Genomic DNA, 23,452 nt, shown 5'->3' on the forward strand with positions numbered 1-23,452 from the left:
AACGCATGACCGTGACCCCTGCCGACCCTGATGTCCGCCACTTCCGCACGCTCTTCATCTCGGATGTGCATCTGGGATCGAAGGCCGCCAAGGCCGATTTCCTGCTCGACTTCCTGCGGCATCACGAGGCCGAGACCATCGTGCTCGTCGGCGATATCGTCGACGGCTGGCGGCTCAAGCGCAACTGGTACTGGCCGCAGGCCTTCAACGATGTCACGCAGAAGATCCTGCGCAAGGCGCGCAAGGGTACACGCATCGTTTACATCCCCGGCAATCACGACGAGTTCCTGCGCGATTTCCCCGGCACGCATTTCGGCGGTGTCGAGGTGGCCGAGCGCATGATCCATGAAGGTGCAGACGGCCGGCGCTATCTGGTGCTGCACGGAGACGAGTTCGACGTGGTCGTGCGTCATGCGCGTGTCGTCGCCTATCTCGGCGACTGGGCCTATGACGCGGCCATCGCGATCAACGTGGTCTTCGCCGCCATCCGCCGCCGGCTCGGCCTGCCGTACTGGTCGTTCTCTTCATGGGCGAAGCAACAGGTGAAGTCGGCCGTCAATTTCATCGGCGAGTTCCAGAAGGTCGTCGTCGAGGAGGCACGCCGCAACAACGCCGATGGCGTGATCTGCGGCCATATCCACCACGCCGTCATCACCGAAATCGACGGCATCCGCTACATCAATAGCGGCGACTGGGTGGAAAGCTGCACGGCGATTGCAGAGCATCACGACGGCGAGATGGAGCTGATCACTTGGCAGACGATGGCCTCCAGGCCCGCAGCTATCCTTGCCGTGTCCCACCAGATGCCTGTCATTGAGAGGCGCGAACGGGTTGGCGCAGAGGCCGCCTGACGCGTTTTCGCGCGCGGCCGGGATAAGGCTGGTATGGCTGGAGGGTGGCCCCGGAGAGAGCGTCAGCGCCTGAAAAATCGTGGATTGGCCTGTGCCCTCCGGCATGATAGAGCGGCAAGCGTTTCAATGCAGGTTTCCCGCCAATGACGCCCCCTTCCGGGTTCAGAGTTACCGCCGGCGCGCCGCCGTTCTTCGCCGTGCGGATCGCGCTTGTTTTCTGCGCACCCATGATGGTCAACGGCATCGCCCTGCCGTTTTTCCCGGTCTGGCTGGAAACGCTTTCGCTTACCGATTTCCAGATCGGCATCGTGCTTGCGGTGCCGCTGTTCGTGCGGGTCTTCACCGCGCCGGTCGCGGGCGTCATCGCCGACCGGATCGGCGAGCGCTCGGTCGTACTTCTGTGGTCGGCACTGCTCTCGCTTTTGACGGCCGTGGCACTGTTTGCGACCGGCTCGTTCTGGCCCATCCTGCTGCTCTACACGCTTCAGGGTGCGGTCTATTCGCCCTATGTGCCGATCACCGAGGCAATCATGCTGTCAGGCGTGCGGCGCTGGAATTTCGACTATGGCCGCATGCGCCTGTGGGGATCGCTCGCCTTCATCGTGGCGACGATGGCGGGCGGTTGGCTCGCCGGACTCTATGGTGGCGCCATGGTGCTGCCGGCGATGGCGGCGGCTTTCGTCCTGACCGTCGTGGGCGCCCTGATCGCGCCGAAGATCGGCAAACCGCGCCGGCCGTCGCCGATTGCCGCCATCGCGACCATGCCGACCAAAAGCACGCTTCGGCAAAGCGATGTGCAGCTCATGTTGATCGGCGTTTCGCTCGTCAATGCCAGCCATGCCATGCTGTTCGCCTTCTCGGCGATCTACTGGCAGAAGATGGGTTTCAGCGGCGTGGATGTCGGGATCCTCTGGAGTGCGGGCGTTCTGGCGGAGGTGGTGTTCTTCCTGTTCGCCGTCCAGCTCAGGCGGCGGTTCAATCTCTGGTCCATGATGATCGTCGGTGCGTCGGTCGCCGTCGTGCGCTGGATCGTCTTTCCGCTGGAGATGTCGTTCACCGGCTACTTCGCGCTGCAGTGCCTGCATGCCTTTACCTATGCGCTCATCCATATGAGCGCGCAGAGCCGCCTCGTGCAGCGCGTTTCGGAAGAGCAGGAGGCGGCGGCGCAAGGGCTCTATTTCTTCTACACCGGCATCTTTACGGCTCTGGCGACCTTCGTATCGGGCTATGCCTTCAGCTGGTACGGTGTTCAGGGCTTCTATCTGATGTCGCTCGTCGCTGCGGCCGGTCTCATATCCATCGTCGCGGGTCGATTGCTTGCGCCGTCCGCTCAGCCCCAGAGCGCCGGCTCCGGCGGATAAACGTCGGAGCCATCGTAGCGCAGGGCTGGCTCCCGGTCGCGGGCCAGCAGCAGCGGCCCGTCGAGATCGACGAAGTCGGCGCCCTGCGCCAGAAGCACGGCCGGCGCCATGCCCAGCGACGTGCCGACCATGCAGCCCACCATGATTTTCAGCCCCTCGGCTCGCGCCGCCTGCCGAAGCGCCAGCGCTTCCGTCAGCCCGCCGGCCTTGTCGAGCTTGATGTTGATGGCGTCGTAACGGTCGGCGAGGCCGGCGACATCGCTCGTGCGATGCACGCTTTCGTCGGCGCAGACGAGCACGGGGCGCGCCATGCCGCGCAGCGCCGAATCGTTGTCCGCCGGGAGCGGCTGCTCGACGAGGGCGATGCGCGCCTCGGCGCAGAGGGCGAAGTGACGGGCGAGGTTGTCGGGCGTCCAGCCCTCATTGGCATCGAGAATGATGGCGCTGTCCGGCGCACCGGCCCGCACGGCGCGAATACGGGCCTCGTCGTCGGCCGTACCGACCTTGACCTTGAGCAAGGGACGCCAGGCATGCTCGGCCGCCTGCCGCTGCATGGCCTCCGGCTCACCGAGGGAGAGCGTGTAGGCCGTCACCAGCTTTTGCGGCGCCGTTGTATCCAGCACCTGCCATGTCGGCACGCCGGACAGCTTGGCCTCGAGGTCCCAGAGCGCGCAGTCGAGCGCATTGCGTGCGGCCCCCACCGGCATGCGGTCTGCGAGCTCCTCGCGGCCGATGCCGCCCTCGATGGCGCCGCGCATATCCTCGATGGCGGCAAGCACGCCCGGCACCGATTCGCCATAGCGTGCATAGGGCACGCATTCGCCGCGTCCCACGCCGCCCGAGGCACCAATCGTGCAGGTCACGACCTCGGCGGTGGTCTTTGCGCCGCGCGAAATGGTGAAGGCGCCGGCAATCGGAAAGCTCTCGGCGGCGGCAAGGAGTGTTCTGCGCATCGGATCGGCTTCTCCGTATTGAAAAAAGCGCAAGTGGGCAGGCTTTTGCGCCTTCGTTCGGTGACAGACGAGGCGCGAGTCGATAAGACAGGGCATGTTGTCCCACGCACGGGAAGATGCAAGCGACTTGGCCACGAACACCAATACCCCCGCCGAGATAAAGACCGAGAGCCTGACGGGTGGAGCCGGCGAGATCTGGCGTCTGTCCGGCCGCTGGATCAACACGACGACTGTCGCCGCCTCCAGGCAGCTCGACGGCATGAAGGGCGATACGGCGGGGCCGCTGGAGATCGACCTCGGCGGCGTCGAGGAAATGGATACCGCCGGCGCATGGCTACTGCGCCGCGCCATCACCGAACGTCAGTCGGGCGGCGGTGAGGTCAACATCACCGACCGGCAGGGCGCACGTTATGCGGACCTGATTGCGGCACTGCCCGAAAAACTGGCCGAGCCCGGAGACGCGCGCGGCGCGGCCGGCTCCCGCTTCGAGCGTATCTTCGCGCCCATCGGTCGCGTTGTGATCGACGTCTGGAACGACACGGTCGCCGCCATGTTCATTCTGGGATCGGCGGTGCGCGGTGCGCAGCTCAAGCTGGGCCGCAAGAGCGGTGTTTCGCCCGCCGCGATCGTGCACCAGATCGACCATATGGGCGTGCGCGCCGTTCCGATCATTCTCCTGATGTCGTTCCTCATCGGCGCGATCATCGCGCAGCAGGGCGCCTTCCAGTTGCGCTATTTCGGTGCGGAAGTCTTCGTCGTCGACCTCGTCGGTATTCTGCAGTTACGTGAAATCGGCGTTCTGCTCACGGCTATCATGATCGCCGGCCGCTCTGGCAGTGCCATCACCGCCGAGATCGGCTCGATGAAGATGCGCGAGGAGATCGACGCGCTCAAGGTGATGGGGCTGAGCCCCATCGGTGTCCTCGTCTTTCCGCGGCTCGTTGCGCTGACAGTCGCGCTGCCGCTTCTGACGATCATCGCCAACTTCGCCGCACTAGCGGGGGCGGCCTTCGTGGCCTGGGCCTATTCCGGCATTACCTTCGATACCTTCCTGTCGCGCCTGCGCGAAGCAATCGACCTGTCGACCATCGTCTCCGGCATGATCAAGGCGCCCTTCATGGCGCTCATCATCGGCATCGTCGCGTCGGTGGAGGGGCTCAAGGTCGGCGGCAGCGCCGAATCGCTCGGCCGCCACGTGACGGCCTCGGTGGTGAAGTCGATCTTCGTCGTCATCCTCGTGGACGGGCTCTTCGCCATGTTCTACGCCGCAATCGACTTCTAGGAATGCAGATGGACCCGGTTTCGGCAGATCAGAAGGACGTCGTGCTCTCGGTCAAGGATCTGACCGTTGGTTTCGGCACGAAGGTCGTTCTCGACAAGCTCAATCTCGATATCTACCGCGGCGAAATCCTCGGATTCGTCGGCGCATCCGGTACCGGCAAGTCCGTTCTGATGCGCACCGTGCTGCGGCTTCTGCCGCGCCGCGGCGGCAACATTCAGATCTTCGGCACGGATTTCGACAAGGCGACGGATTCCGAGCGGATGGCGCTGGATATGAAGCTCGGTGTCCTCTTCCAGCAGGGTGCGCTGTTCTCGTCGCTTACGGTGCGGGAAAATATTCAGGTGCCGATGCGCGAATATCTCGACCTTCCGCAGGCGATGATGGACGAGCTGGCACGGCTGAAGATCGAGCTTGTCGGCCTGGCACCTGACGCCGCGGAGAAATTCCCCTCCGAGCTTTCCGGCGGCATGATCAAGCGCGCCGCACTGGCCCGTGCGCTTGCGCTCGATCCGGCGCTGGTCTTCCTCGACGAGCCGACTTCGGGTCTCGATCCCATCGGTGCGGCCGAATTCGACGCGCTGATCGCCAAACTGCGCGACACTCTGGGCCTCACCGTGTATATGGTGACTCACGACCTCGACAGCCTGTTTTCGGTATGCGACCGCATCGCCGTGCTCGGGCAGAAGAAGGTTCTCGTCGAAGGCACCATCGAGGACATGCTGGCCTTTGACGATCCTTGGGTGCAGTCCTATTTCCAGGGCAAGCGTGCACGCTCGATCGTGCGATAGACATGAAGGACATCCGGGAGCATCCCGTCCCGGCGGATGGAACTGCGAGCAGGACTGAAGAATGGAAACGAAAGCCAATTACGCCCTCGTCGGTTTCTTCACCGTGCTGGTCATGGCGGCCGCCTTCGTGTTCGTCTACTGGATGTCGCAATACGGTCGTGGTGGCGAGATGGCGCAGCTGGCGATCCGCATTCCGGGTTCGGCCAACGGCCTGTCCATCGGCTCGCCCGTGCGCTTCAACGGCATACCCGTCGGCTCTGTACGAAGCCTTGCCATCGACAAGGACGATCCGCGCTTCTCCGTCGCCATGACGGAGGTCGCGACCAGCGCGCCTGTGAAAAAATCCACCTCCGCCGTGCTTGAGGTCCAGGGTCTCACGGGCGCTGCCTATATCGAGCTTTCCGGTGGTTCGGCTGGCGATCCGAACATCCTGCGGGACGCCTTCGACAACGAGACGGCCGCCGTTCTCGAGGCGGAGCAGTCGAGCGTGACCAACATCCTGTCGACGGCCGACAAGATCCTCAAGCGCGCCGATGCAGCCATTACCGACGTTCAGGGCTTTGTTGCCGATGCGCGCGGCCCGCTCACCAAGACCATCCAGAACGCCGAGCGCTTCTCCGATTCGCTTGCCGCCAATGGCGAGAATATCGACGAGTTCCTGAAGAGCGTCGGCGGCCTTTCCGATACGTTCCAGAACCTGTCCGGCCGGCTGGATTCCACGCTTGCCTCGGTCGATTCGCTGATCAAGGCAGTCGATCCGAAGAAGGTCGAGGATTTCGTCGGAAATGTTGACAAGGTGAGCAGGGACATCGCGGATGCATCCAGCAACGTGAAGGCAACCGTCGAGGGCTTCCGCAAGACTGCCGAGACCTTCGATACCTTCGGCAGGAATGCGACGGCCACGCTGGACAAGGTGGACAGCCTGATTGCGTCCGTCGATACGCAGAAGGTCAGTGGTGCCATCGACAACATCTCGGTCGCGACCCAGGATGCGCGCAAGGCGATCTCGTCCGTAACAGGGGTCGCCGACAAGATCGGCGCCCGTCAGGAAGACATCGACCAGATCATCACCGACGTGCAGCAGATGAGCAGCAAGCTCAACGCGGCGTCCACGCGCGTGGATGGCGTTCTTGCCAAGCTCGACGGCTTCTTGGGCGAGGGCGATTCCGAATCGCTGTTTGCCGAGGCCAAGGCGACATTGCAGTCGATCAAGCAGGCGGCGGATACGCTCAACGGCCGGATCGGTCCCATTGCCGACGGGCTTCAGCGCTTCTCCGGCTCCGGTCTTCGCGATGTCGAGGCGCTGGTGCTCGACACGCGCCGCACCATCCAGAACCTCGACAGCGCGATCTCCGGTTTCGAGCGGAATCCGCAGCGTCTGCTGTTCGGCGGAGACACCGTCAAACAGTATGACGGCCGCACACGCCGTTGATATCCCATGAAGTGTGGCCGTATCTCCACAACGGCCGCTCAGCTCTCGTTTGCGTGCAAGGACTTGGCCCGCACCACCGTGACAGCCTGCAAGGCCGCTGCTACATATCGATATCAAGGGTTTCGAGGATAATATGACGGTATCGGGTATCGAGATGTGGCGGAGAGGGCCTGCGGCGCGGATCGCACTCTCGGCTGTTCTGGCTGCATCCTTGGCCGCCTGCGGCGGTGGAGCGGCCAAGAACGATACGTTCAGCCTCACATCGGCGGCGCCGGTCGAGGGACCGTCCGCGAAGAACCGGCAGATTCTCGTGCCGCAGCCGACCGCTCTGAAGGCGATCGACAGCGAGCAGATCGTCATCCGTCCGTCGCCGTCGGAGATCCAGTACCTCTCGCAATCGCAGTGGAGCGACAGCCTCACCAAGATGGTGCAGGCAAAGCTCGTACAGGCGTTCGAGAACACCGGCCGTCTCGGCGGTGTCGGCACGCCCGGCCAGGGGCTGGCCATCGACTATCAGATCGTGACCGAGATTCGCGCCTTCGAGGTTCAGACCTCCGGCGCCGGCACCGCGATCGTCGAGATTTCCGCCAAGCTGCTCAATGATCGTAACGGTTCGGTGCGCGCGCAGAGGGTGTTCCGTGCCACGGCGCCGGTTCGCGGAGCGGGCAACACTGCGTTCGTGAAGGCGCTCGATGCAGCCTTTGCCACGGTCACTGCCGATATTATCGGCTGGACGCTGAAAACGATCTGATCGATCTTTCCGCTGGTTTCGGCCGCGCGCTGCCCTTGGGGTCGCGCGCGGCCTTTTCACATCAGGCGGCTTCGACGCCCTGGATGGCAGAGACCTTCCAGTCGCCGCCGTTCCTGCGCAGGAACGTCCATATTTCGACGGTTTCCGTGAGATTGTCCGGATCGCCGGATACCAGTTTGCCTGAAGTGCGGTCGCGCATGACGTCGATGCTCTCATAGCGCATGGCGACCGTGGCATAGTCGTCGGTGCCTTCGCGCCAAGCCTCTGCTACATCGCCCTGCACGAGGTGGATGTCACGCACCTCGTTGCGCAGGCTTTGCGTGGCGTTGTCGCCAATCTCCTCGGCGAGGTAGGACATCGCCTCCGGCGTCGTGATCTGGCGCAACGTGCGGAAATCTTCCGCCGCATAGGCCGCCTGCAATTCCTTCAGCATGCTCTCGAACTGTTCGAGGTCTTCCTGGCGGATGCCGATCTCGTCGCCGGACTTCGGCTGCGCCGCCGCCTGGCGCTGGCCGCCGCCGATGCGCGGGATCTCGAAATCCGAGCCGTTGCTGCCCTGATACGCGCTGCGCGACGAACCAGCACCCGCATAGGCAGGCGCGTTCTTCTGCGCGAACATACGGCGGATGAACAGGAAAGCGCCGGCGATCAGCAGCACCTGGAGGAGCAGGCCGAGGAAGCCGATGCCGCCGCCGAGCCCGTGACCGAGCAGCATGCCGACGAGGCCGCCGAGCATCAGGCCGCCGAGCATGGAGCCCGCGAAGCCACCGAACAGGCCCGGACGCGGGTTCGTTGCCGTGCTGTTGCGACCTGCGGCCTGCTGGGTGGACGGCTGGCGCGTCATCGTGCGGTCGATCGGCTGGGCTTCGTTCGGCGCGGTGCGCGTCGTGGAGGGCGTGGAGAAGGTGCGGGTGCCACGGCTGCCAAAACCACCGCCGGCGCGACGCGCTTCGGCGACGTCCACAACCGTCATCATCACGACGAGCGCCACGGCCAGCGTCGCGAGAAGGCGTCCAAACCCCTGTATTGCAATCATATTCGTCTCTCTCCCTTACGACATAAGGCCCATGGCGTGGGATATAGAGGCTGGCGGCTGCGAATATAAGAGAAAGGCGCGTGGAAACGACACGGGCGGCTCACAAATGCGTTATCGCCCATCAACGCAAAACGGCCGCCCCGAAGGACGGCCGTCAAGTCTCATAACATCCGCTTTGCTCAGCTGAAGCGGCCTGCGGCATGGGCCAGCATGGTGTAGACCTTGCCGGTGTCCGAGGTGAGGTAGGTCTGCGTCATCGTCTTGTCGCGGTCGTTGCGGGCCACGTCGGCGAGCAGCTTCTCGAAATCGGAGATGTAGCGGTCGACGGCGGTGCGGAACTCCGGCTCGCGCTCGTATTTGCGCTTGATCTCGTCGAAGGTCTGCTGGCCCTTCAACGTGTAGAGGCGACGGGTGAAGACGTCGCGCTCGCCGCGCTGGTAGCGGCGCCACAGGTCGACCGAGGCGTCGTGATCGATCGCGCGGGCAATGTCGACCGACAGCGAGTTCAGCGATTCGACGACATGGCGCGGGTTGCGGCTGTCGGCGGGACGGGCCGCCTGGCCTTCGCTGCGGGGCTGGGTGAACTGGCCTTCCTCACGCGAGACGGCGCCGCGCAGAAGATCACGCATCCAGCCGCCTTCGCCGCCTGCCGCTCTGGCATCGGTTTCGGCGGGCAGGGGCTGCGCGCGCTGCGGAACGGTGGCTGCTGCTGCGCGCTCCAGTCCGAGGCTGCCGCGAAGCTGCGGCTGTTCCTCACGGCGTGGCTCGACGCGGGCCTGCTGCTGAACGGGCTGCTGGGCAGGCGTTGCCTGAACGGCCGGGCGCGAGACTTCCAGCGCGGCCGAGGACTTTCCGATAATGTCGGACAGGTCCTGCAGCGCCTTGATCTGCTCGCTGACGGCGCGTCGCATCTGGGCGGCGTTTTCCTTTGCTTCTTCCGGCAGGTCGAACGCGCCGCGCTTGAGCTCGCCACGGGTCTGGTCGAGTTCGCGCCGGATTTCGCCGGCGGCGCGGCGGATTTCCTCGGTGGCGCCGGAGAACTTGCCGATGGCTTCCTCGACCGCCTCGCGCATTGCATCGCGCATGACGGCCGTCGCGGCCTCGGATTTCTTGCCGGATTCGTTCAGCAGGCGATCGACATCCGAAAGCGAGGCGCTGACGCTGCCGCGCAGGCGGTTTGCGACTTCCTTGGTGCGCTCTTCGGCGCGTACGAAGGCGCCCTCGACGGACTGGCCTGCTTCCTCGCCGGCCTTGACGAGCGAGTCGCGCAGCGTGGCGGCCGCAGTCTCGGCGCGCTTCTCGGTCTCGCTCAGGATGCGACCGACTTCGGCGAACGAGCCCTGGATGCCGCCGCGCAGGTTGCCGGCGATCTGGCTGGAGCGTTCCTCGGCGCGGCTGAAGGCGCCTTCCACCATGCCCTCGAGCGAGCGCATGGTACCCTCGATTTCCTCGGACCGCTGCACGAGGCCGACGGAGAGCGCACGAAGCGCATCCTGACGTTCCTCGAGCGTCGAGACGAGGTTGGACTGGGCGGCGGCCAGGAGATCGGATGCCTGCGACAGGATCTTCGAGTGGTCCTCGAAACGACCGACGATGCCGCCGATCTGGGAGAGGGTGCCGGCCGCGATGTCCGACAGGCGGTCGACCTTGCCTTCCAGCAGGCGCGACGTGGTGGCGACCATTTCGGAGGCGCGCTCGGCCGACGAGCTGAAATGCTCCGCCGTGCTGCTGAGGCGACCGTCTATGGCGCCCAGCGTCTGGCTGGCGGCATCTACCATGCCGGCGATGGCGCCGTTGCTTTCCGAAAGGCGGGCGATCAGGCCGTCGACATTGGCCTGGAGGCCGTCTTCGATCGCGCGCATCGCGCCGGCCGCTTCGTCGGTGCGGGCCGTGATGGCGGCCAGCGTGTCGGCGGTGCGGGCGGAGATCGCGTTGATCAGCGCGGCGTTCTCGTTGCGCAGGCGGTCGGCACTTTCGCGGGCGACGCCGGTGATGCGTTCGGCAGCCTCGCGGCCGACGGCGGCATAATCGTCGATGACCGGGCGGGCTTCCTCGTTGATGAGACGCGACAGCTCTTCCGTGCGGCTCGCCAGCATGGAGTTGAGCTCGCGGGTGCGCTCATCAAGCGTGGAGCGAATGGAGGCGCCGCGCGTATCCAGCGCCTTCTGGACATCGCCGAGGCCCTGCTGCAGGGCCTGCGCCTGACCGGCCAGTCGGCTTTCCGTCTCCTCGATTGTGCGAGCGAAAGCCTCGTTGCGGCTGGTAAGGTTTTCGGCAAATTCAGCGCCGGTGCGCGCGATGTTTTCGGCAACACGCTGGGCTTCAGTGCCCATATCCGTGGCCGCACGGGATACCGCGCCGCGCAGCGAACTGCTGATGTTGACGAATTCCTCGCCGGTCTTTGCCAGCGACTGGGCCGAGCGCACGGCTTCGGCATCCATGTCCTGCGCAGCCTGCGAGACGGCTTCGCGCAGCGTCTGGGCAAGACCGGCGGCCTTGCCGTCGATGGTGCGGTTTACATTGTCCAGACCGATGGTGAGCGCGCGGTCCATGGTGCCGAGGCGTTCCTCGATCCGGCCGGTCTTGTCATCGATGGTGGTGGCGATGCGTTCGGAGGCCTCACCGGCGATCTGGGCGATCTGGTTGGCGCGCTCAGTCAGCGTGCTGTCGATACGGCCGGCGGCTTCGTCCACCACCTGTGCAATCTGGTTGGCGCGCTGGGTAAGCGTGCTGTCGATGCGTCCGGTTGCTTCGTCTGCGACCTGTGCAATCTGGTTGGCGCGCTGGGTGAGGGTGCTGTCGATGCGCCCGGTGGCTTCGTCTGTGACCTGCGCGATCTGGCCGGCGCGCTCCGACAGCGTGCTGTCGATGCGCTGGGCAGCATCGCCGGCAACGCGCTCGATATCGCCGACATGGCCCGCGAGGGTCGCGGCGATGCGCGCCGTGGTCTCGTCGCCAATGCGGTCGACTTCGGCGATGGGGCGGGAGAGGGCGTCGGAAACGCGCAGCGACACATCGCTGCCCACGCGCTCCAGGTCGGCAAGGCGCTCGCCGAGCGTGTCGGAGATGCGCGATGCTGCCGTATCGACGATGCCGGAGACGTTGTCGACGCTGTGCTCTATGCGGGCTTCCAGCTTGCCGAGGTTTTCTTCCAGGCGGCTGCCGGTGGTGTCGAAGCGGTTGGCGACGCTGTCGACGGTCTGCTCCATACGGGCACCGAAGGCATCCGCGGCCTGCGCGATCTTGGACGTCGTCTCGCCGAGGCGTTCTGCAACCGCGTCGGTGCTCTCGCGAACGCGGTCGTTCAGGAGATCGGCGCTGGTGTCGATGGTGCGGCGGAGCGATTCCTGCTGCTGCTCCAGCGAGATTTCCAGCATGCCGGCACTGGTCGCGATGGCCGTGCCGATAGCGGTGGTCTGATCGTTCAACGTCTCCGTGAGCTGATCGCGGCCTTCGGTGATGGCAACATTGATCGCATGAATGCGGTCGTCGAGCGTCGCGCGGATCTGTTCATGCGTCGAGACGAGCGAGCCGGCAAGCTCCGAGGCGCGGCCCGAGAGGGCTTCGGCGATTTCCGCGGCGCGGCCCGAGAAGGCGTCTGCGAATTCGGTGGCCTGGCCGTGGAGCACGCCGCCAAGCTGCTGACTGCCTTCCGATAGTACGTACTCGACGCGGTCGGCGGCGTTGTCGATGGCCGTCTGCATGGAGCCGGCGCTGTTGGAGAGTACGGAGGCGAGGTTGGCGGTGCGGCCGGTAATGACCTCGTCGATCTGGCGGGCAGCGCCGGTGAGGGCGGTTTCGACGCGGTTGGCTGCCGAACCCACGGAATTCTCAAGCTGGCTGCCGGTCTCGTGCAGCATGGCAGAAAGGGCGGCCGTGCGCTCCGTGAGCGCGCTGTCCAGGCGGTTGTGGCTCGCCGCGATGGTGGAGGTGATCTCGTCGGCGCGGGCACCGAGCGCTTCTTCCATGCGGGCCTGTGCAGCCTGGATATCGGTCGCAATCGCCGTGCCGCGATTGTCGAGCGCTTCCGTCAGGCGGCGTTCGCTGCCCGAGATGCTTTCGGCCAGCGCGTCGGCGCGCGCGCCGAAGCCGCTTTCGATGCGGTTCTGCACATCGGCCAGGCCACCGAGCAGGGCTGACGACTTTTCCGACAGGACAGCACCCATGCGCTCATGCGCGCCGCCGACGGCGTTGCTGATGGCGTCGGCATGGCCGGAAACGGCGCTTTCGAAGACTTCCTGGCTGGTGGCGATGGTGGTCGCCAGCGCAAAGGACTGGTCCGTCAGCGTGTTGCCCAGGCGGTCGATGCTGGAGGTGAGAATGCCGTCGATCGCCTCGCGGCCGCTTGCGACGGTCTCGTTGATGCGGGCAAGGCTCTCCATCAGCTTGGAATCGAGCGAGCCGGCACGCTGGTCGAAGGCCTGGGCGAATTCCTCCACGCGCTGGTCGAAGGCACCGGCGATCTGGCCGACGGTTGCCTGCATGCGCTCGTCGAAGAAGCCCGAACGCAGGTCGAGGTCCATGACCGTATCGTCTGCGGCGTTCTTGAGGCTCTGGCGGAACTGCGCGCCCTTTTCGTCCAGAGCCGCATTCATCGACTGGAGAACGTGATCAAGGCCGCTCGTCACGGCATGCTGGCCAATGGAAAGGCTCTCGCTGATCTCGCGGGTACGGGCGATCAGCGTTTCATTGAGCTGCTTGGCGCGCTCGTTGAGTGCGGCATTGAGCTTTTCGGTATTCGCATCGAGCGAGGTCGCGCGCGTTTCGAACTGCTGGAGAAGATCGCGGCCGCGGCTGTCGAGGCTCTGCGTCAGCTGATCGAGGCGCGTATCGAATTCGTTGGCGAGAGCAACGCCGGAGGAGCTTAGCGTGGACAGGAGGTTGTCGGTGCGGGCGGCAAGCATGGCGCCGATGGTTTGCGTCGCACTGTCGGACTTTTCCATCAGCATGGCGGCGCGCGTGTCGAGCATGGAGGCGAAGGCTTCGCCCGAGGTGGCAAGCCGCGCGGTGATGCTCTCGCCGGCGCTGGCGAGTTCGTCCTTCAGCTGGTCGTGCGCGCCCGAAATCGACGAGCGGATGCGTTCGGCATGGCTGACGATCGCCTCGCGTTCGGTGCCGAGTTCCTGCACGAGCGTGCGCACGCGCATTTCATTGTCGGAATAGCTGCGCTCGAGCGCGTTGACCTCGGAATGCACCAGCGTTTCGAGTTCCGTGGCGCGCGCGATGGTGCGCTCGATGCCTTCGTTCATCGCCGATACTTCACGACGCACGGCCTGGCCGACGGACATGATGCGGTCGGCGGCGACGGTTTCCGGCTCGGAGAGGCGCAGGGCGACTTCCGCCATGGAGCGTGCCGCGCTGCGCAGTTCGTGAGCGCGCGCGATCATGATGGCGAAGGCGAAGAACAGCATGATCGGCATGATGATCGCGACCAGCATGCCGATGGCGCCGGGCAGGGCGACCAGATCGGCGATGGAGCGGATCTGCCAGATCTGCGGTGCATAAAGAAGATTGGCAACGCCGACGCCGCCGATGATCCAAAGCGCGGAGGCAAGCGCAGCCATGCGGATCGGGCCGCGCGACGAGCGCATGTCGAGCGACTTCAGAATAGCAGCAGGTGTCTTGCGCGAACCGTCATTGGCGGGCGCAAAGACCGGGGTCTTCGGGCCGGGCTCGGGGTTCAGGTTGCGCGGAGCCTCGGCGGACGCCTGCTGGGCCTGCGTCTTTCCCTGAATTCGGCTTGCTGGTTCAGACACACGGGCCTCCGACGAATCCGTCTTCGAAGGCGTCTCCGCAGTCAGATCGTCGAAATCGATTTTTAAGGCCTCTTCAAGAGCCTGAAATGCCTTGTCGTCGATCGACTCAATGGTCTTGTTCGTCGCCATGCGGGTACGCCTCGTTACCATGTCCGGGTCGACCCCTATACGCGCCGCCGCTGCTCGGGCGTATTCGAAGTCGTCCGGTTGGCGGTCGGTCTTGCCGCGAACCCTCATGGTTGCGCAGCGTCCGGGCCGCCGTTCATTCCCAATTCGTTCGATAGACCGAAATGACGGAAGCTTGTATATCCGCCAACGGCTTATCCACCGGGACTATCCGGCCGTATCGTAGTGACACATTAGCCTGTATCACACAATTGATTGCCATCTCCCTTAGGCTGAAACTTAACAGGAAGTTAATTTCAGCCGATTCTGTATCGCAATGGAAAGCTTGAGAAAAAAGCCTTTTTTCAGGCATTAACCATAGTTTGCGATTCATGCCCATTTTGCGCCGTCTTTTAATCCGATAGGGGCGTCCGCCACGCACAATGGCATCCGTTTTCCGCGCGTTAGGCGGAGCGAACGGACGGGCAGGCCCGTGAACGTGGCATGCTCCATAACGAAACAAGCGCGCGCGGCGCGAACAAGGATATTGGCAAATGGCAGCGCTCAACATCGCCTTCGATACTCCCGACAATGCCAGCGGCATCTGTGCCTCGAATGGACGGCCGATCGATTTGGTACACCTTGGCCGCCAGACCATGGGCGACAAGGCGCTGGAGCTGGAAGTGCTGCAGATGTTCGCGCGGCATGCCCGCCAGAGCATGCAGGAACTCGCCAAGTTCGAAGGTGAGGCGCGCGCGGCCATCGCACATCGCCTCAAGGGCTCGGCGCAGTCGGCCGGCGCGACGGCCGTCGCACGTGCTGCCGCGGCGCTGGAAGAAAACCCGTCCGATGCGGTGGCACTTGCCGCCATCACCGCCGCCGTCGTCGAGGCCGAAAACTTCATCCTGAAGCTCTGCCGCTGAGCGGCACTGTGTCATAACGGCAGCCCGATGCGCCCGGATGGTCGTGCGGCGGGGCCTGATGTTGACTGTAGAGGGGTTTTGTTGGAAACCTCGGCCGCAACGCCGGCAGGCGGGCGGCTGCCCGCTGCGCCGGACAGAGGCCCTGGGGCCGCTCACAGAATTCGGAAGCCATCATGAGCAAACTTACCATCGTCGCCTTCGACGGCACCCGTCACGAACTGGATGTCGCCAACGGCTCCACGGTCATGGAAAATGCCGTGCGCAACTCCGTGCCCGGCATCGAGGCCGAATGCGGCGGCGCCTGCGCCTGCGCAACCTGTCATGTCTATGTCGACGAGACCTGGACGGCACTTGTCGGCCCGCCGGAAGCGATGGAAGAGGACATGCTCGACTTCGCCTATGACGTTCGGCCGACCTCGCGGCTTTCCTGTCAGATCAAGATGTCTGATGCTCTTGATGGTCTCGTGGTGCACGTCCCCGAGCGCCAGGCCTGAAATCACCTTCCTGAAAACGGATTTCGGTTCGCCGGCGCGCTGAGGCGCGGCCGGACCCGTAGCCATGGGCGCAGAAAGCGCTGGCTTGGCCCTGCGCGGTTATCAGGTCGGGGGATAAGGCAAAAAAAGCCTCGCCGGTCTATGGGACAAGCGAGGCGAGGAGGGCGCATCGCAGCCAGGAAAGGGAGGAAACAACCTGCTGCTATGATGTGGATGCGCCAGGAGAACCTGTTACAAACTGCTTCATGCTGCACAGGGAGAAACATATCCTCCCGGTCACTGTTGAAATGAACATAAGGTGATTTGCGCATTTGCGCTATCGCAAGAATTCACCAGTCATTTTACGCATAAAACGACAAAGCTTGCATCGTATCGCGGGTTTTGACCGCGACTGTGCTGGCAATACTGAGCGGCCAGGCCGACTGTACTCACTTCCCGTTGTTCAGGCGGTGCGTCAGCAGGCGCATCATGCGGTCGTTGAAGTTCTTCGATTCGATGCGGTCGAAACGGGCCTGGTCGGCATCGTGGCGTGCCACGGCATCGGCGGTGACGCGGTCCACCCGTGCCTGCATGCGCTCGCAGTCGCGCTCTGACGGCAGGCGCCGAAGCGTGCGTTCCAGTTCGCGGGCATGGGTGCGGGCGATCTCCGCATGCCGCTCCTCGTGGCGCTTGATGTCGCTCGACAGCGTATCCCAGATCAGGGCGAGCGACGGGGTCGCGCGATTGCGGTTCTTCCAGCGCGGCAGGATGATCTGCGTGGAGAGCACGACCTTGGCCTCGCCGACCGCGCAGCGGTCGTTGCGGCGGACATAAGTCACGGAGCCGCCCCACTTGATCTTCGTTGCGCCCGGATGCCGCGAGCCGCTACGCTTCATCATCGGTCCGCGTTTCGACAGTTCCGCGTCGAGTTCGGCGGCCGTGCGCCCGCCGACGGGAAAGTAGGAGAAGGTCTTGGTGGTGATCGTCTGTGCACCGGCTGGCTGGAAAGGGAGAGAGGCGAGGGCGGCAAGGGCCATCAGGCGGGCGATGGTCTTCATTCGAATCCGTATTCCTTTCGCGCCGGCGGGATGGGCCCGACGGTGTGCCGGCAATGCGCCGGTTGAACTTCGTCTAAGCTTGGGGCATAGGCTCGGCAAGCGCAACACCCATTCGGGATCGCTGGTTAACCGCCGAAGGAAACCGCCATGTTCTCGCCGTTCGATCCCTTCCGCTGGGCGCTCGCCCATGGCCGGCATCTGGACCTCGGCCCGCGCGGGATTCTCATGGCGATCGTCAATGTGACGCCGGACTCCTTTTCCGACGGTGGGCGCTTCGACAGCGCGGACGCGGCCGTCGCGCGCGCGATCCTGTGTCTGGAAGAGGGCGCCGAGATCATCGATATCGGTGGCGAATCAACCCGGCCGGGCGCTGCATCTGTTTCTGCGGCCGAGGAGCAGGACCGGATCCTGCCGGTCATCGAGGCACTTGCCGGCACCACGGATGCCATCATCTCAGTGGACACCTATCGCGCGCAGACGGCGCGGCTTGCGGTCGCCGCAGGCGCCCATATCGTCAACGATGTGCATGGGCTGCAGCGCGAACCTAACATCGCCGAGGTCGCGGCGCAAAGCGGGGCAGGGCTCTGCATCATGCACACCGGGCGCGACCGTGAGAAGCGACCCGACGTGGTGGAAGACCAGTATCTCTTCCTTGGGCGTTCACTTGAGATCGCCCGTGCGGCCGGGGTGCCGCGCGAGGCCATGGTGCTCGATCCCGGCTTCGGCTTCGCCAAGGACACGGACGAGAACCTGGAGCTGATGGCGCGTTTCGGCGAGCTCTATGGTTTCGAGCTGCCCATCCTGGCCGGCACGTCGCGCAAGCGTTTCCTCGGCGCGCTAACGGGGCGCGAGGCAGCAGAAGACCGCGATGTGGGCACGGCTGCCACGACTGCGTTGCTACGCATGGCCGGCGCGGCGGTCTTCAGGGTACACGATGTCGCAATCAACAGGGACGCGCTGGCCGTTGCCGATGCTATGCTCTCGGCGCGGCGCACGGTCGCTGCGCGCGAGGCGCACGGCAAAACGCCGGCGAGACAGGATACACCATGACCACCAGCTACACGATCACGCTCAAGAACTGCGCCTTCTTCGCCCGTCACGGCCTGCATGATGCGGAAGAGTTTCTCGGGCAGCGCTTTTTCGTCGATGCGGAACTCGACGTGCTGCCGCTTCGCCCGCTATCGGACGACGCCATCGATTCGACGGTCGATTACGGCGTGGCCTTCCAGGAAATCGAAAAGATCGTGACCGGCCAGCGCCGCTATCTGATCGAGGCGCTGGCGCAGGAGATCGCGACGGTTCTCTGTGCGCGTTTCCCGCAGATTTCGCGCGCCCGCATCACAGTGCGCAAGCCGAATGCCCCCGTGCCGGGCGTGCTGGACTATGTTCAGGTCACGGTCGATCATGTCGTCTGAGGCGTTCCGCCGGGCCACGCTGGGCCTCGGCGGCAATATCGGCGATCCCGCTCGTGCGATGGCCGAGGCGCTGCGCGCGCTCGATGCGCGTGCGGATTGTCGTGTGGTTGCGGTGTCGCGGCTCTATCGCACGCCGCCCTGGGGCAAGACGGACCAGGACTGGTTCTTCAACGCTTGCGCGCTGATCGAAACGACGCTGGCGCCTGAGGCTCTGCTCGACATCTGCCTGGGAATCGAGCGCGACATGAAGCGCGAACGCATCGAGCGCTGGGGGCCGCGTACCATCGATATCGATGTTCTGACCTATGAGGGTGTTGAACAGGCCGGCGGGCGGTTGGAGTTGCCGCATCCGCGCATGACGGAACGCGGTTTCGTGCTCATGCCGCTTGCCGATGTCGCGCCGTCGCTGGACGTCGCGGGGCGTCCGGTCGCGGCATGGCTGGAGGCGGCGGATGTCACGGGCATAGAGCCGGCAAGCGCCGGCCCGGACTGGTGGCGGACTACTTGATCGAGCCGACGGCGATGTCGTCGAGATTGCGGTCGAGCGACAGGCCGATGACCGGGATCATCTTGTCTTCGACCTTCACCGAAATGGTGATATTCATCTTCTTGTCGCCATCGAGGCGCGCGATCATGGCGCCGTTCAGCTTCTGGCGGTTGATGCCGACCACGACCTTGTTGCCGTTGACCTGACCGGAGACGATGTCCATGCCCTTGCCGGCGGCTCCGTCAAGGAATTTGCCCTTGTAGGTGCTGCCCGCCTTGCTGATCAGCGCGGACATGGGCTGCTTGAAGACGCCGACCCGGCAGAAGCCGTCGAGCTGGATGCCGGCGCCCTTGGCGGCGACGGGGCTGCCCATCAGGTCGCAGTTGAACTTGGTGCCCTTGTATTTTCCGGCAACGATTTCACCCGCGCCCTGCCAGTTGCCGGCGACCTGTTCGAAAAAGGCTCTGTCGCGCTGCGAGGCGGATGCGGGAAGCGCAATGGCGCTGGCTGCGAGAATGGCCGCTGCGGAGGCGCGGGCGATCAAAGAGGTGCGCGAGTACATGAACGATCCTTGATGGGCGATGGCCATTGGCCTGCTTTGAGCGTTCAGATTTGCGCGAAAATGGTTAACGGACGGTTTCCGGCGGGCTCGCTCGCGTCTTTTGATGGCGCATGACGGCCCGGAAAACCGGGGTGTTGCAGCAAGGTCACGCCTGGTCGCGGCGGTTGCCTGCCGTGCCGGGCGTCAGGTCGCCAATGAAATCGCCGATGCCGGGACGCTTCAGTGCGCGGAAGGGCATGGGGCGGCAAAGGTCCATGGCCGCGATGCCGATACGGGCGGTCATCAGGCCGTTGATGACGCCTTCGCCGAGCCTCGCGGAGAGTTTGGAGGCGAGCCCGTGGCCCAGAACCTGCTGCACGAGGCTGTCGCCCATGGCAATGGATCCGGTCACGGCGAGATGGGCGATCACATCGCGCATCAGCCGCAACATGCCGATCTTGCCCGGGCGTCCGCCGTAGAGTTCGGCCATGCTGCGCACCAGCCGGCTGCTCTCGTAGACGACATAGCCGAGGTCTACCAGCGCGCGCGGGCTGACGGCAGTGACGATGGAGACGCGCTTGGCAGCGCCGAGGATCAGGGCACGGGCCTCGCGATCGAGCGGGCTCATTAGTTCACGCTCGGCAAGTTCGATCAGGTGCGCGGCATCGATGATCTCGCCATCGGTTTCGGCGAGCCGTGCACGGCCGCGCGCCGTCTGCGGGCGTGCGGCGAGGAGTTGGACGAGGCGCGCAACCATGGCGCGGCCGCCGGCCGGCGTGGGCGACGCGGCCGCCTCTTCGATATCGTGCTTGAGATCCTGCACGGCGGCGAGGCGGCGGAGGCCGATCAGCTCGCGCAGCACGACACCGAGAAGTGCGAGGACCGCCACGATGGCGGCCGTGAGGGCAAGATAGCCCAGCCAGTCGTTGCGGCTGAACAGGTCGCGGATCAGCGCATCGACCCACAGGCCCACGGCGAGCGATATCAGCACGCCGAGCGCACCGAAGACGATGCGGCCGAGCGTGATGCGGCGCGGACGCGGTGCGGCGACGGGCGGCGTAAGGTCGTGCAGGTCCGCCGTCGTTGCGATAAAGGGGTCCTCCGCGTCCGGCGTTAGCCTGACGGGCGCATCGAAGGCGGCGGGCGGACGGGCGCGTTCGCTCTCCGGCCGGGTGGCGGCGGCATCGGCCGGCAGGGAGAAGGCGGCGGGCTTGCGTGGTCGGTCGTTCATGCGAGCCTGTCTCCGATCAGATATTGCAGCGCGCGGTCGAGCCGTATGTGCGGCACAGACAGTTTCAGCCCGCCGCCGGTTTCCTCGATATGGGGCGGGCGAAAGCGCACGAAATTGAGGAGATGTTCGCCTTCAGGAGCCGATTCAAGTGCTTCGAAAAGTGAATCCGGATTCTTTGGCAAGTCCCCGGGAAATATCGCGGTTTTGCGTTCGCCGTCGAAGGTTTCGCCGTTGATCGTTTCGCCTGCCATCGGTACGCCGACGATGACAGGCAGGTCCTCGCCGCCATGCTTGACGGTGGCCTCGCGCGTAGCGCGCACGGAGGCGAGCGCCATCACCTCGATGCCCGCGCCACTCATGCCGATGCGCTCGATGGCGCGCTCGACGAGACGGCGGGTGACGGCCTCCAGCCGGGGATGGCTTTCATGGTGCAGGTGATCGGCCTTGGTGGCAGCGATCACGATGCGGTCGATGCGCCGCGTGACGAAGGAGGACAGAAAGCTGTTGGACCCGGCGCGGAAGCACTCCAGCACGTCGCCCAGCGCGCGTTCGAGGTCGTGCACGGCCTCCGCGCCGCGATTGATCGCCTGGAGCGCATCGATCAGCACGATCTGCCGGTCAAGGCGGGCGAAGTGCTCGCGAAAGAACGGGCGCACCACATGGGACTTATAGGCTTCGTAGCGCCGCTCCATCATGGCTTGCAGCGAACCGCGTGCCGGGCTGCCCTTGGCGAGATTGGGCAGCGGCGCGAACGTAAGCGCAGGCGAGCCTTCCAGATCGCCCGGCATCAGGAAGCGGCCGGGCGGCAGGGTGGAGAGCGAGCGCTCGTCGGATTTGCAGGCGCGCAGATAGGCGGTGAAAGCTTCCGAAAGCGTTCGCGCCGTCGCCTCCGATGCGGTCGCGACCGGATCGACCGTTGCGGATAAAGCCAGCCAGTCGCGGGCAAGCTCGGCGCGGATACCGGAGCTTGCGAGTGCAACGGTCTTTTCGCTGAAGGTCCGGTAATCCTGCGCCAGCAGGGGAAGATCGAGCAGCCATTCGCCGGGATAATCGACGATGTCGATGGACAGGTTGCCGGGCGAGAATAGCCGGCCCCAGCCGGAGGCGCTTTCATATTCGAGCGTGAGGCGGAGCTGAGAAATGGCGCGGGTGGAATCCGGCCAGACGCGGTCGGCCACCAGTGCGCGGATGTGGTCCTCGTACTGGAAACGGGGCACGGCGTCGTCCGGCTGCGGCTCCAGGCGGATTTGCGACACCCGGCCCGAGCGCCCGGCCTCGAACAGCGGCAGGCGCCCGCCGTTCAGCAGATTGTGCACGAGCGATGAGATGAAGACCGTCTTTCCAGCACGCGACAGGCCCGTCACACCGAGCCGGATCGACGGGTTGACGAGATTGGTGGCGCGGCCCGTCAACGCATCGAGCGCGAGCATGGCTTCATCGGTCAGGGTCGTCAGGCTGGGGGGCACGGTTTTCCTTCCATCATCGAAGGCGATATAGGAAACCCGACGATGCTGAAAAAGAGGCACCGGGATGCCGTGCTTCTATCAGCGCACGGGGCGCGGCGCCATGAAGCCGGCGAGGCAGGCGCTGCCAGGGTCCTTGTGCGTCGGACGGTTGTCGAAATCCAGGATGGCCAGGCCTGCGGTCGGATAGCCGAAGGGCGCCGCCGTCTCGGCGATCTCCCTGCCGACGAGACTGTGGAAGAACTCCTCGATCATCGGATTATGACCCACGATCATCACCGATGTTTCCGCACGCGCTGCGAAGGCGAGCTCCGCATAGGTCTCGATGCCGCCCGAATAGAGCGAATCGACATACTCGATCGGCAGGTTCTCGTTGACCGTCCGGCGGAACGGCGCTGCCGTCTGGCGGCAGCGCAGGGCCGTGGACGAGATGATAAGGGATGGCCTGTATCCTTGGTCGGCCGCCTCTTCGGCGATGATTTCCGCCTCCGCAAAGCCTTCGTCATCAAGTGCGCGCTCGAAATCGGACTGGCCCGGCTGGGCCCAGGCGGCGCGAGCGTGGCGAAGGATATAGAGCCGGAATGCCGGCGTGCCGAGAGATGTCAAATCGATGCTCCATCCGCCCGCGGCCGACCATCAGGACCGCTTTTCGACTTCATGTCTTTCCAGGCGGGAAAGATCAACCGCTTTTGCAGGCGTGCGCGTTCACTATTGCGGGCAACGGCGGCACGACCCGCCGAATAAAAATCGTCGTGACACACCCTTGGGGGACGGAAAGTCGTGCCTATATTCTCGGCACGCGCCCAAGACGGGGTCGCAGGTCTTCCTTTCGTTGACCTTGTGAATGCCGTCTTGAGCGCAGGCAACGAACGACTGTTTTGCCATCCTGTTGTAATTTTGATGAAATATTACTCTGGCAGGGTCCAAAACATAGGCACGCTCGAAAACCGTGGGTAAGTCTCAGAAGGCTTGAAACGGCGTAATTGTGGGGATATACAGCGCGCCTTGAGATGTTCTTCAGGAGAATCGCGTTGAGTGAGAAGATCGATCTTAGCAATTTCGTCCTCAACGAGGACGATGAATTCATGAGTACCAACCAGCGGGCTTACTTTCGAGCTAAGCTTAACGCCTGGAAAAACGACATTCTGCGCGAAGCGCGCGAAACTCTAGAACATCTGGCAGAAGAAAGCGCCAACCACCCGGATCTTGCAGACCGGGCATCCTCTGAAACCGACCGCGCCATCGAGCTTCGGGCTCGTGACCGCCAGCGCAAGCTGATCTCCAAGATCGATGCGGCGCTGCAACGTCTCGACGAGGGTACCTACGGTTACTGCGAAGAAACGGGCGAGCCGATCGGCCTCAAGCGTCTCGACGCCCGTCCGATCGCAACGCTTTCGATTGAGGCGCAAGAGCGTCACGAGCGCCGGGAAAAAGTGTATCGCGACGAATAAGCGTCTGCCTGATAGGTGGGAACAGGCGCCGGAAATCCGGCCATGATCGCGCTCGGGCATCATAATCGTTCTTTCCGACAGGTCGAAGAGAGCGA

General features: G+C 64.4%; 20 protein-coding genes. 12 read left to right on the plus strand and 8 right to left on the minus strand.

Annotated elements, in window-relative coordinates:
* Positions 1-5 precede the first annotated feature (5 nt).
* Both MNR02_RS07560 and MNR02_RS07565 read left to right on the plus strand, forming a co-directional pair.
* Complete coding sequence (locus tag MNR02_RS07560; protein WP_241948679.1) at positions 6-851, plus strand: UDP-2,3-diacylglucosamine diphosphatase; 846 nt, start codon at positions 6-8, stop codon at positions 849-851.
* Between the two features lie 143 nt (positions 852-994).
* Positions 995-2,212 carry an MFS transporter gene (locus MNR02_RS07565; RefSeq protein ID WP_241948680.1) on the plus strand — a complete coding sequence of 406 codons (1,218 nt, stop codon included), beginning with the start codon at positions 995-997 and terminating at the stop codon, positions 2,210-2,212.
* Here the strand turns inward: MNR02_RS07565 and dgcA are convergent.
* Entirely contained in the window at positions 2,182-3,165 is a 984-nt protein-coding gene (gene dgcA, locus MNR02_RS07570; protein ID WP_241948681.1) for an N-acetyl-D-Glu racemase DgcA, read from the minus strand. The two genes, MNR02_RS07565 and dgcA, sit on opposite strands and share 31 nt — an antisense overlap.
* Before the next feature lie 94 nt (positions 3,166-3,259).
* On the opposite strand from dgcA, the gene MNR02_RS07575 reads away from it, so the two are divergent.
* From MNR02_RS07575 to MNR02_RS07590, 4 genes are all read left to right on the plus strand, one after another.
* Entirely contained in the window at positions 3,260-4,447 is a 1,188-nt protein-coding gene (locus MNR02_RS07575; RefSeq protein WP_241948682.1) for an ABC transporter permease, read from the plus strand.
* An 8-nt stretch (positions 4,448-4,455) separates the two neighbouring features.
* Entirely contained in the window at positions 4,456-5,235 is a 780-nt protein-coding gene (locus MNR02_RS07580) for an ABC transporter ATP-binding protein (protein WP_241598965.1), read from the plus strand.
* Between the two features lie 61 nt (positions 5,236-5,296).
* Entirely contained in the window at positions 5,297-6,667 is a 1,371-nt protein-coding gene (locus MNR02_RS07585) for an MlaD family protein (RefSeq protein ID WP_241598966.1), read from the plus strand.
* Between the two features lie 133 nt (positions 6,668-6,800).
* Positions 6,801-7,418 carry an ABC-type transport auxiliary lipoprotein family protein gene (locus MNR02_RS07590; RefSeq protein WP_241948683.1) on the plus strand — a complete coding sequence of 206 codons (618 nt, stop codon included), beginning with the start codon at positions 6,801-6,803 and terminating at the stop codon, positions 7,416-7,418.
* Between the two features lie 61 nt (positions 7,419-7,479).
* Here the strand turns inward: MNR02_RS07590 and MNR02_RS07595 are convergent, their stop codons facing one another.
* Complete coding sequence (locus MNR02_RS07595; RefSeq protein ID WP_241948684.1) at positions 7,480-8,454, minus strand: Tim44 domain-containing protein; 975 nt, start codon at positions 8,452-8,454, stop codon at positions 7,480-7,482.
* Between the two features lie 179 nt (positions 8,455-8,633).
* Positions 8,634-14,339 (minus strand): kinesin, encoded by a 5,706-nt coding sequence (locus tag MNR02_RS07600; RefSeq protein ID WP_241948685.1) that lies wholly within the window; start codon positions 14,337-14,339, stop codon positions 8,634-8,636.
* Positions 14,340-14,869: 530 nt separating this feature from the next.
* On the opposite strand from MNR02_RS07600, the gene MNR02_RS07605 reads away from it, so the two are divergent.
* Entirely contained in the window at positions 14,870-15,238 is a 369-nt protein-coding gene (locus MNR02_RS07605; protein ID WP_241598975.1) for an Hpt domain-containing protein, read from the plus strand.
* Positions 15,239-15,411: 173 nt separating this feature from the next.
* The gene (locus tag MNR02_RS07610; RefSeq protein WP_134649955.1) at positions 15,412-15,732 is read left to right on the plus strand and encodes a 2Fe-2S iron-sulfur cluster-binding protein; all 321 of its coding nucleotides are present in this window, start codon (positions 15,412-15,414) and stop codon (positions 15,730-15,732) included.
* A gap of 428 nt (positions 15,733-16,160) precedes the next feature.
* Here MNR02_RS07610 and MNR02_RS07615 read toward each other — a convergent pair whose 3' ends face one another.
* Entirely contained in the window at positions 16,161-16,769 is a 609-nt protein-coding gene (locus tag MNR02_RS07615) for a DUF922 domain-containing Zn-dependent protease (protein ID WP_241598977.1), read from the minus strand.
* A gap of 147 nt (positions 16,770-16,916) precedes the next feature.
* Between MNR02_RS07615 and folP the strand changes: the two genes are divergently transcribed.
* The 3 genes from folP to folK are packed head-to-tail and all read left to right on the plus strand — an operon-like array spanning position 16,917 to position 18,692.
* The gene (gene folP / locus MNR02_RS07620) at positions 16,917-17,819 is read left to right on the plus strand and encodes a dihydropteroate synthase (RefSeq protein ID WP_241948686.1); all 903 of its coding nucleotides are present in this window, start codon (positions 16,917-16,919) and stop codon (positions 17,817-17,819) included.
* Entirely contained in the window at positions 17,816-18,184 is a 369-nt protein-coding gene (folB, locus tag MNR02_RS07625) for a dihydroneopterin aldolase (RefSeq protein ID WP_134649952.1), read from the plus strand. Before folP ends, folB begins: the two co-directional genes overlap by 4 nt.
* The gene (folK, locus tag MNR02_RS07630) at positions 18,174-18,692 is read left to right on the plus strand and encodes a 2-amino-4-hydroxy-6-hydroxymethyldihydropteridine diphosphokinase (protein WP_241948687.1); all 519 of its coding nucleotides are present in this window, start codon (positions 18,174-18,176) and stop codon (positions 18,690-18,692) included. Before folB ends, folK begins: the two co-directional genes overlap by 11 nt.
* Here folK and MNR02_RS07635 read toward each other — a convergent pair.
* From MNR02_RS07635 to MNR02_RS07650, 4 genes are all read right to left on the minus strand, one after another.
* Positions 18,685-19,233: a hypothetical protein gene (locus tag MNR02_RS07635; RefSeq protein ID WP_241598983.1), complete on the minus strand. Its 549-nt coding sequence runs from the start codon at positions 19,231-19,233 to the stop codon at positions 18,685-18,687. The two genes, folK and MNR02_RS07635, sit on opposite strands and share 8 nt — an antisense overlap.
* Before the next feature lie 145 nt (positions 19,234-19,378).
* Positions 19,379-20,443, minus strand: a complete 1,065-nt coding sequence (locus tag MNR02_RS07640; RefSeq protein ID WP_241948688.1) for a YcjF family protein — start codon at positions 20,441-20,443, stop codon at positions 19,379-19,381.
* On the minus strand, positions 20,440-21,909 hold the full coding sequence (locus tag MNR02_RS07645) for a YcjX family protein (RefSeq protein WP_241948689.1): 1,470 nt from the start codon (positions 21,907-21,909) through the stop codon (positions 20,440-20,442). The genes MNR02_RS07640 and MNR02_RS07645 overlap by 4 nt, the downstream gene beginning before the upstream one ends.
* A 78-nt stretch (positions 21,910-21,987) precedes the next feature.
* Entirely contained in the window at positions 21,988-22,512 is a 525-nt protein-coding gene (locus tag MNR02_RS07650; RefSeq protein ID WP_241948690.1) for a histidine phosphatase family protein, read from the minus strand.
* 425 nt (positions 22,513-22,937) lie between these two features.
* Between MNR02_RS07650 and dksA the strand changes: the two genes are divergently transcribed.
* On the plus strand, positions 22,938-23,357 hold the full coding sequence (dksA, locus tag MNR02_RS07655; protein ID WP_241948691.1) for an RNA polymerase-binding protein DksA: 420 nt from the start codon (positions 22,938-22,940) through the stop codon (positions 23,355-23,357).
* Positions 23,358-23,452: the final 95 nt, after the last annotated feature.

Origin of the sequence: Shinella sp. H4-D48, assembly GCF_022637395.1 — a bacterium.
Taxonomy (GTDB): domain Bacteria; phylum Pseudomonadota; class Alphaproteobacteria; order Rhizobiales; family Rhizobiaceae; genus Shinella; species Shinella sedimenti.

Bases quoted from the DNA above. Each gene is read 5' to 3' on its own strand.
- MNR02_RS07560 (WP_241948679.1), top strand. From the start codon at position 6: ATGACCGTGACCCCTGCCGACCCTGATGTCCGCCACTTCCGCACGCTC.
- MNR02_RS07565 (WP_241948680.1), top strand. From the start codon at position 995: ATGACGCCCCCTTCCGGGTTCAGAGTTACCGCCGGCGCGCCGCCGTTC.
- dgcA (WP_241948681.1), bottom strand. From the start codon at position 3,165: ATGCGCAGAACACTCCTTGCCGCCGCCGAGAGCTTTCCGATTGCCGGC.
- MNR02_RS07575 (WP_241948682.1), top strand. From the start codon at position 3,260: ATGTTGTCCCACGCACGGGAAGATGCAAGCGACTTGGCCACGAACACC.
- MNR02_RS07580 (WP_241598965.1), top strand. From the start codon at position 4,456: ATGGACCCGGTTTCGGCAGATCAGAAGGACGTCGTGCTCTCGGTCAAG.
- MNR02_RS07585 (WP_241598966.1), top strand. From the start codon at position 5,297: ATGGAAACGAAAGCCAATTACGCCCTCGTCGGTTTCTTCACCGTGCTG.
- MNR02_RS07590 (WP_241948683.1), top strand. From the start codon at position 6,801: ATGACGGTATCGGGTATCGAGATGTGGCGGAGAGGGCCTGCGGCGCGG.
- MNR02_RS07595 (WP_241948684.1), bottom strand. From the start codon at position 8,454: ATGATTGCAATACAGGGGTTTGGACGCCTTCTCGCGACGCTGGCCGTG.
- MNR02_RS07600 (WP_241948685.1), bottom strand. From the start codon at position 14,339: ATGGCGACGAACAAGACCATTGAGTCGATCGACGACAAGGCATTTCAG.
- MNR02_RS07605 (WP_241598975.1), top strand. From the start codon at position 14,870: ATGGCAGCGCTCAACATCGCCTTCGATACTCCCGACAATGCCAGCGGC.
- MNR02_RS07610 (WP_134649955.1), top strand. From the start codon at position 15,412: ATGAGCAAACTTACCATCGTCGCCTTCGACGGCACCCGTCACGAACTG.
- MNR02_RS07615 (WP_241598977.1), bottom strand. From the start codon at position 16,769: ATGAAGACCATCGCCCGCCTGATGGCCCTTGCCGCCCTCGCCTCTCTC.
- folP (WP_241948686.1), top strand. From the start codon at position 16,917: ATGTTCTCGCCGTTCGATCCCTTCCGCTGGGCGCTCGCCCATGGCCGG.
- folB (WP_134649952.1), top strand. From the start codon at position 17,816: ATGACCACCAGCTACACGATCACGCTCAAGAACTGCGCCTTCTTCGCC.
- folK (WP_241948687.1), top strand. From the start codon at position 18,174: ATGTCGTCTGAGGCGTTCCGCCGGGCCACGCTGGGCCTCGGCGGCAAT.
- MNR02_RS07635 (WP_241598983.1), bottom strand. From the start codon at position 19,233: ATGTACTCGCGCACCTCTTTGATCGCCCGCGCCTCCGCAGCGGCCATT.
- MNR02_RS07640 (WP_241948688.1), bottom strand. From the start codon at position 20,443: ATGAACGACCGACCACGCAAGCCCGCCGCCTTCTCCCTGCCGGCCGAT.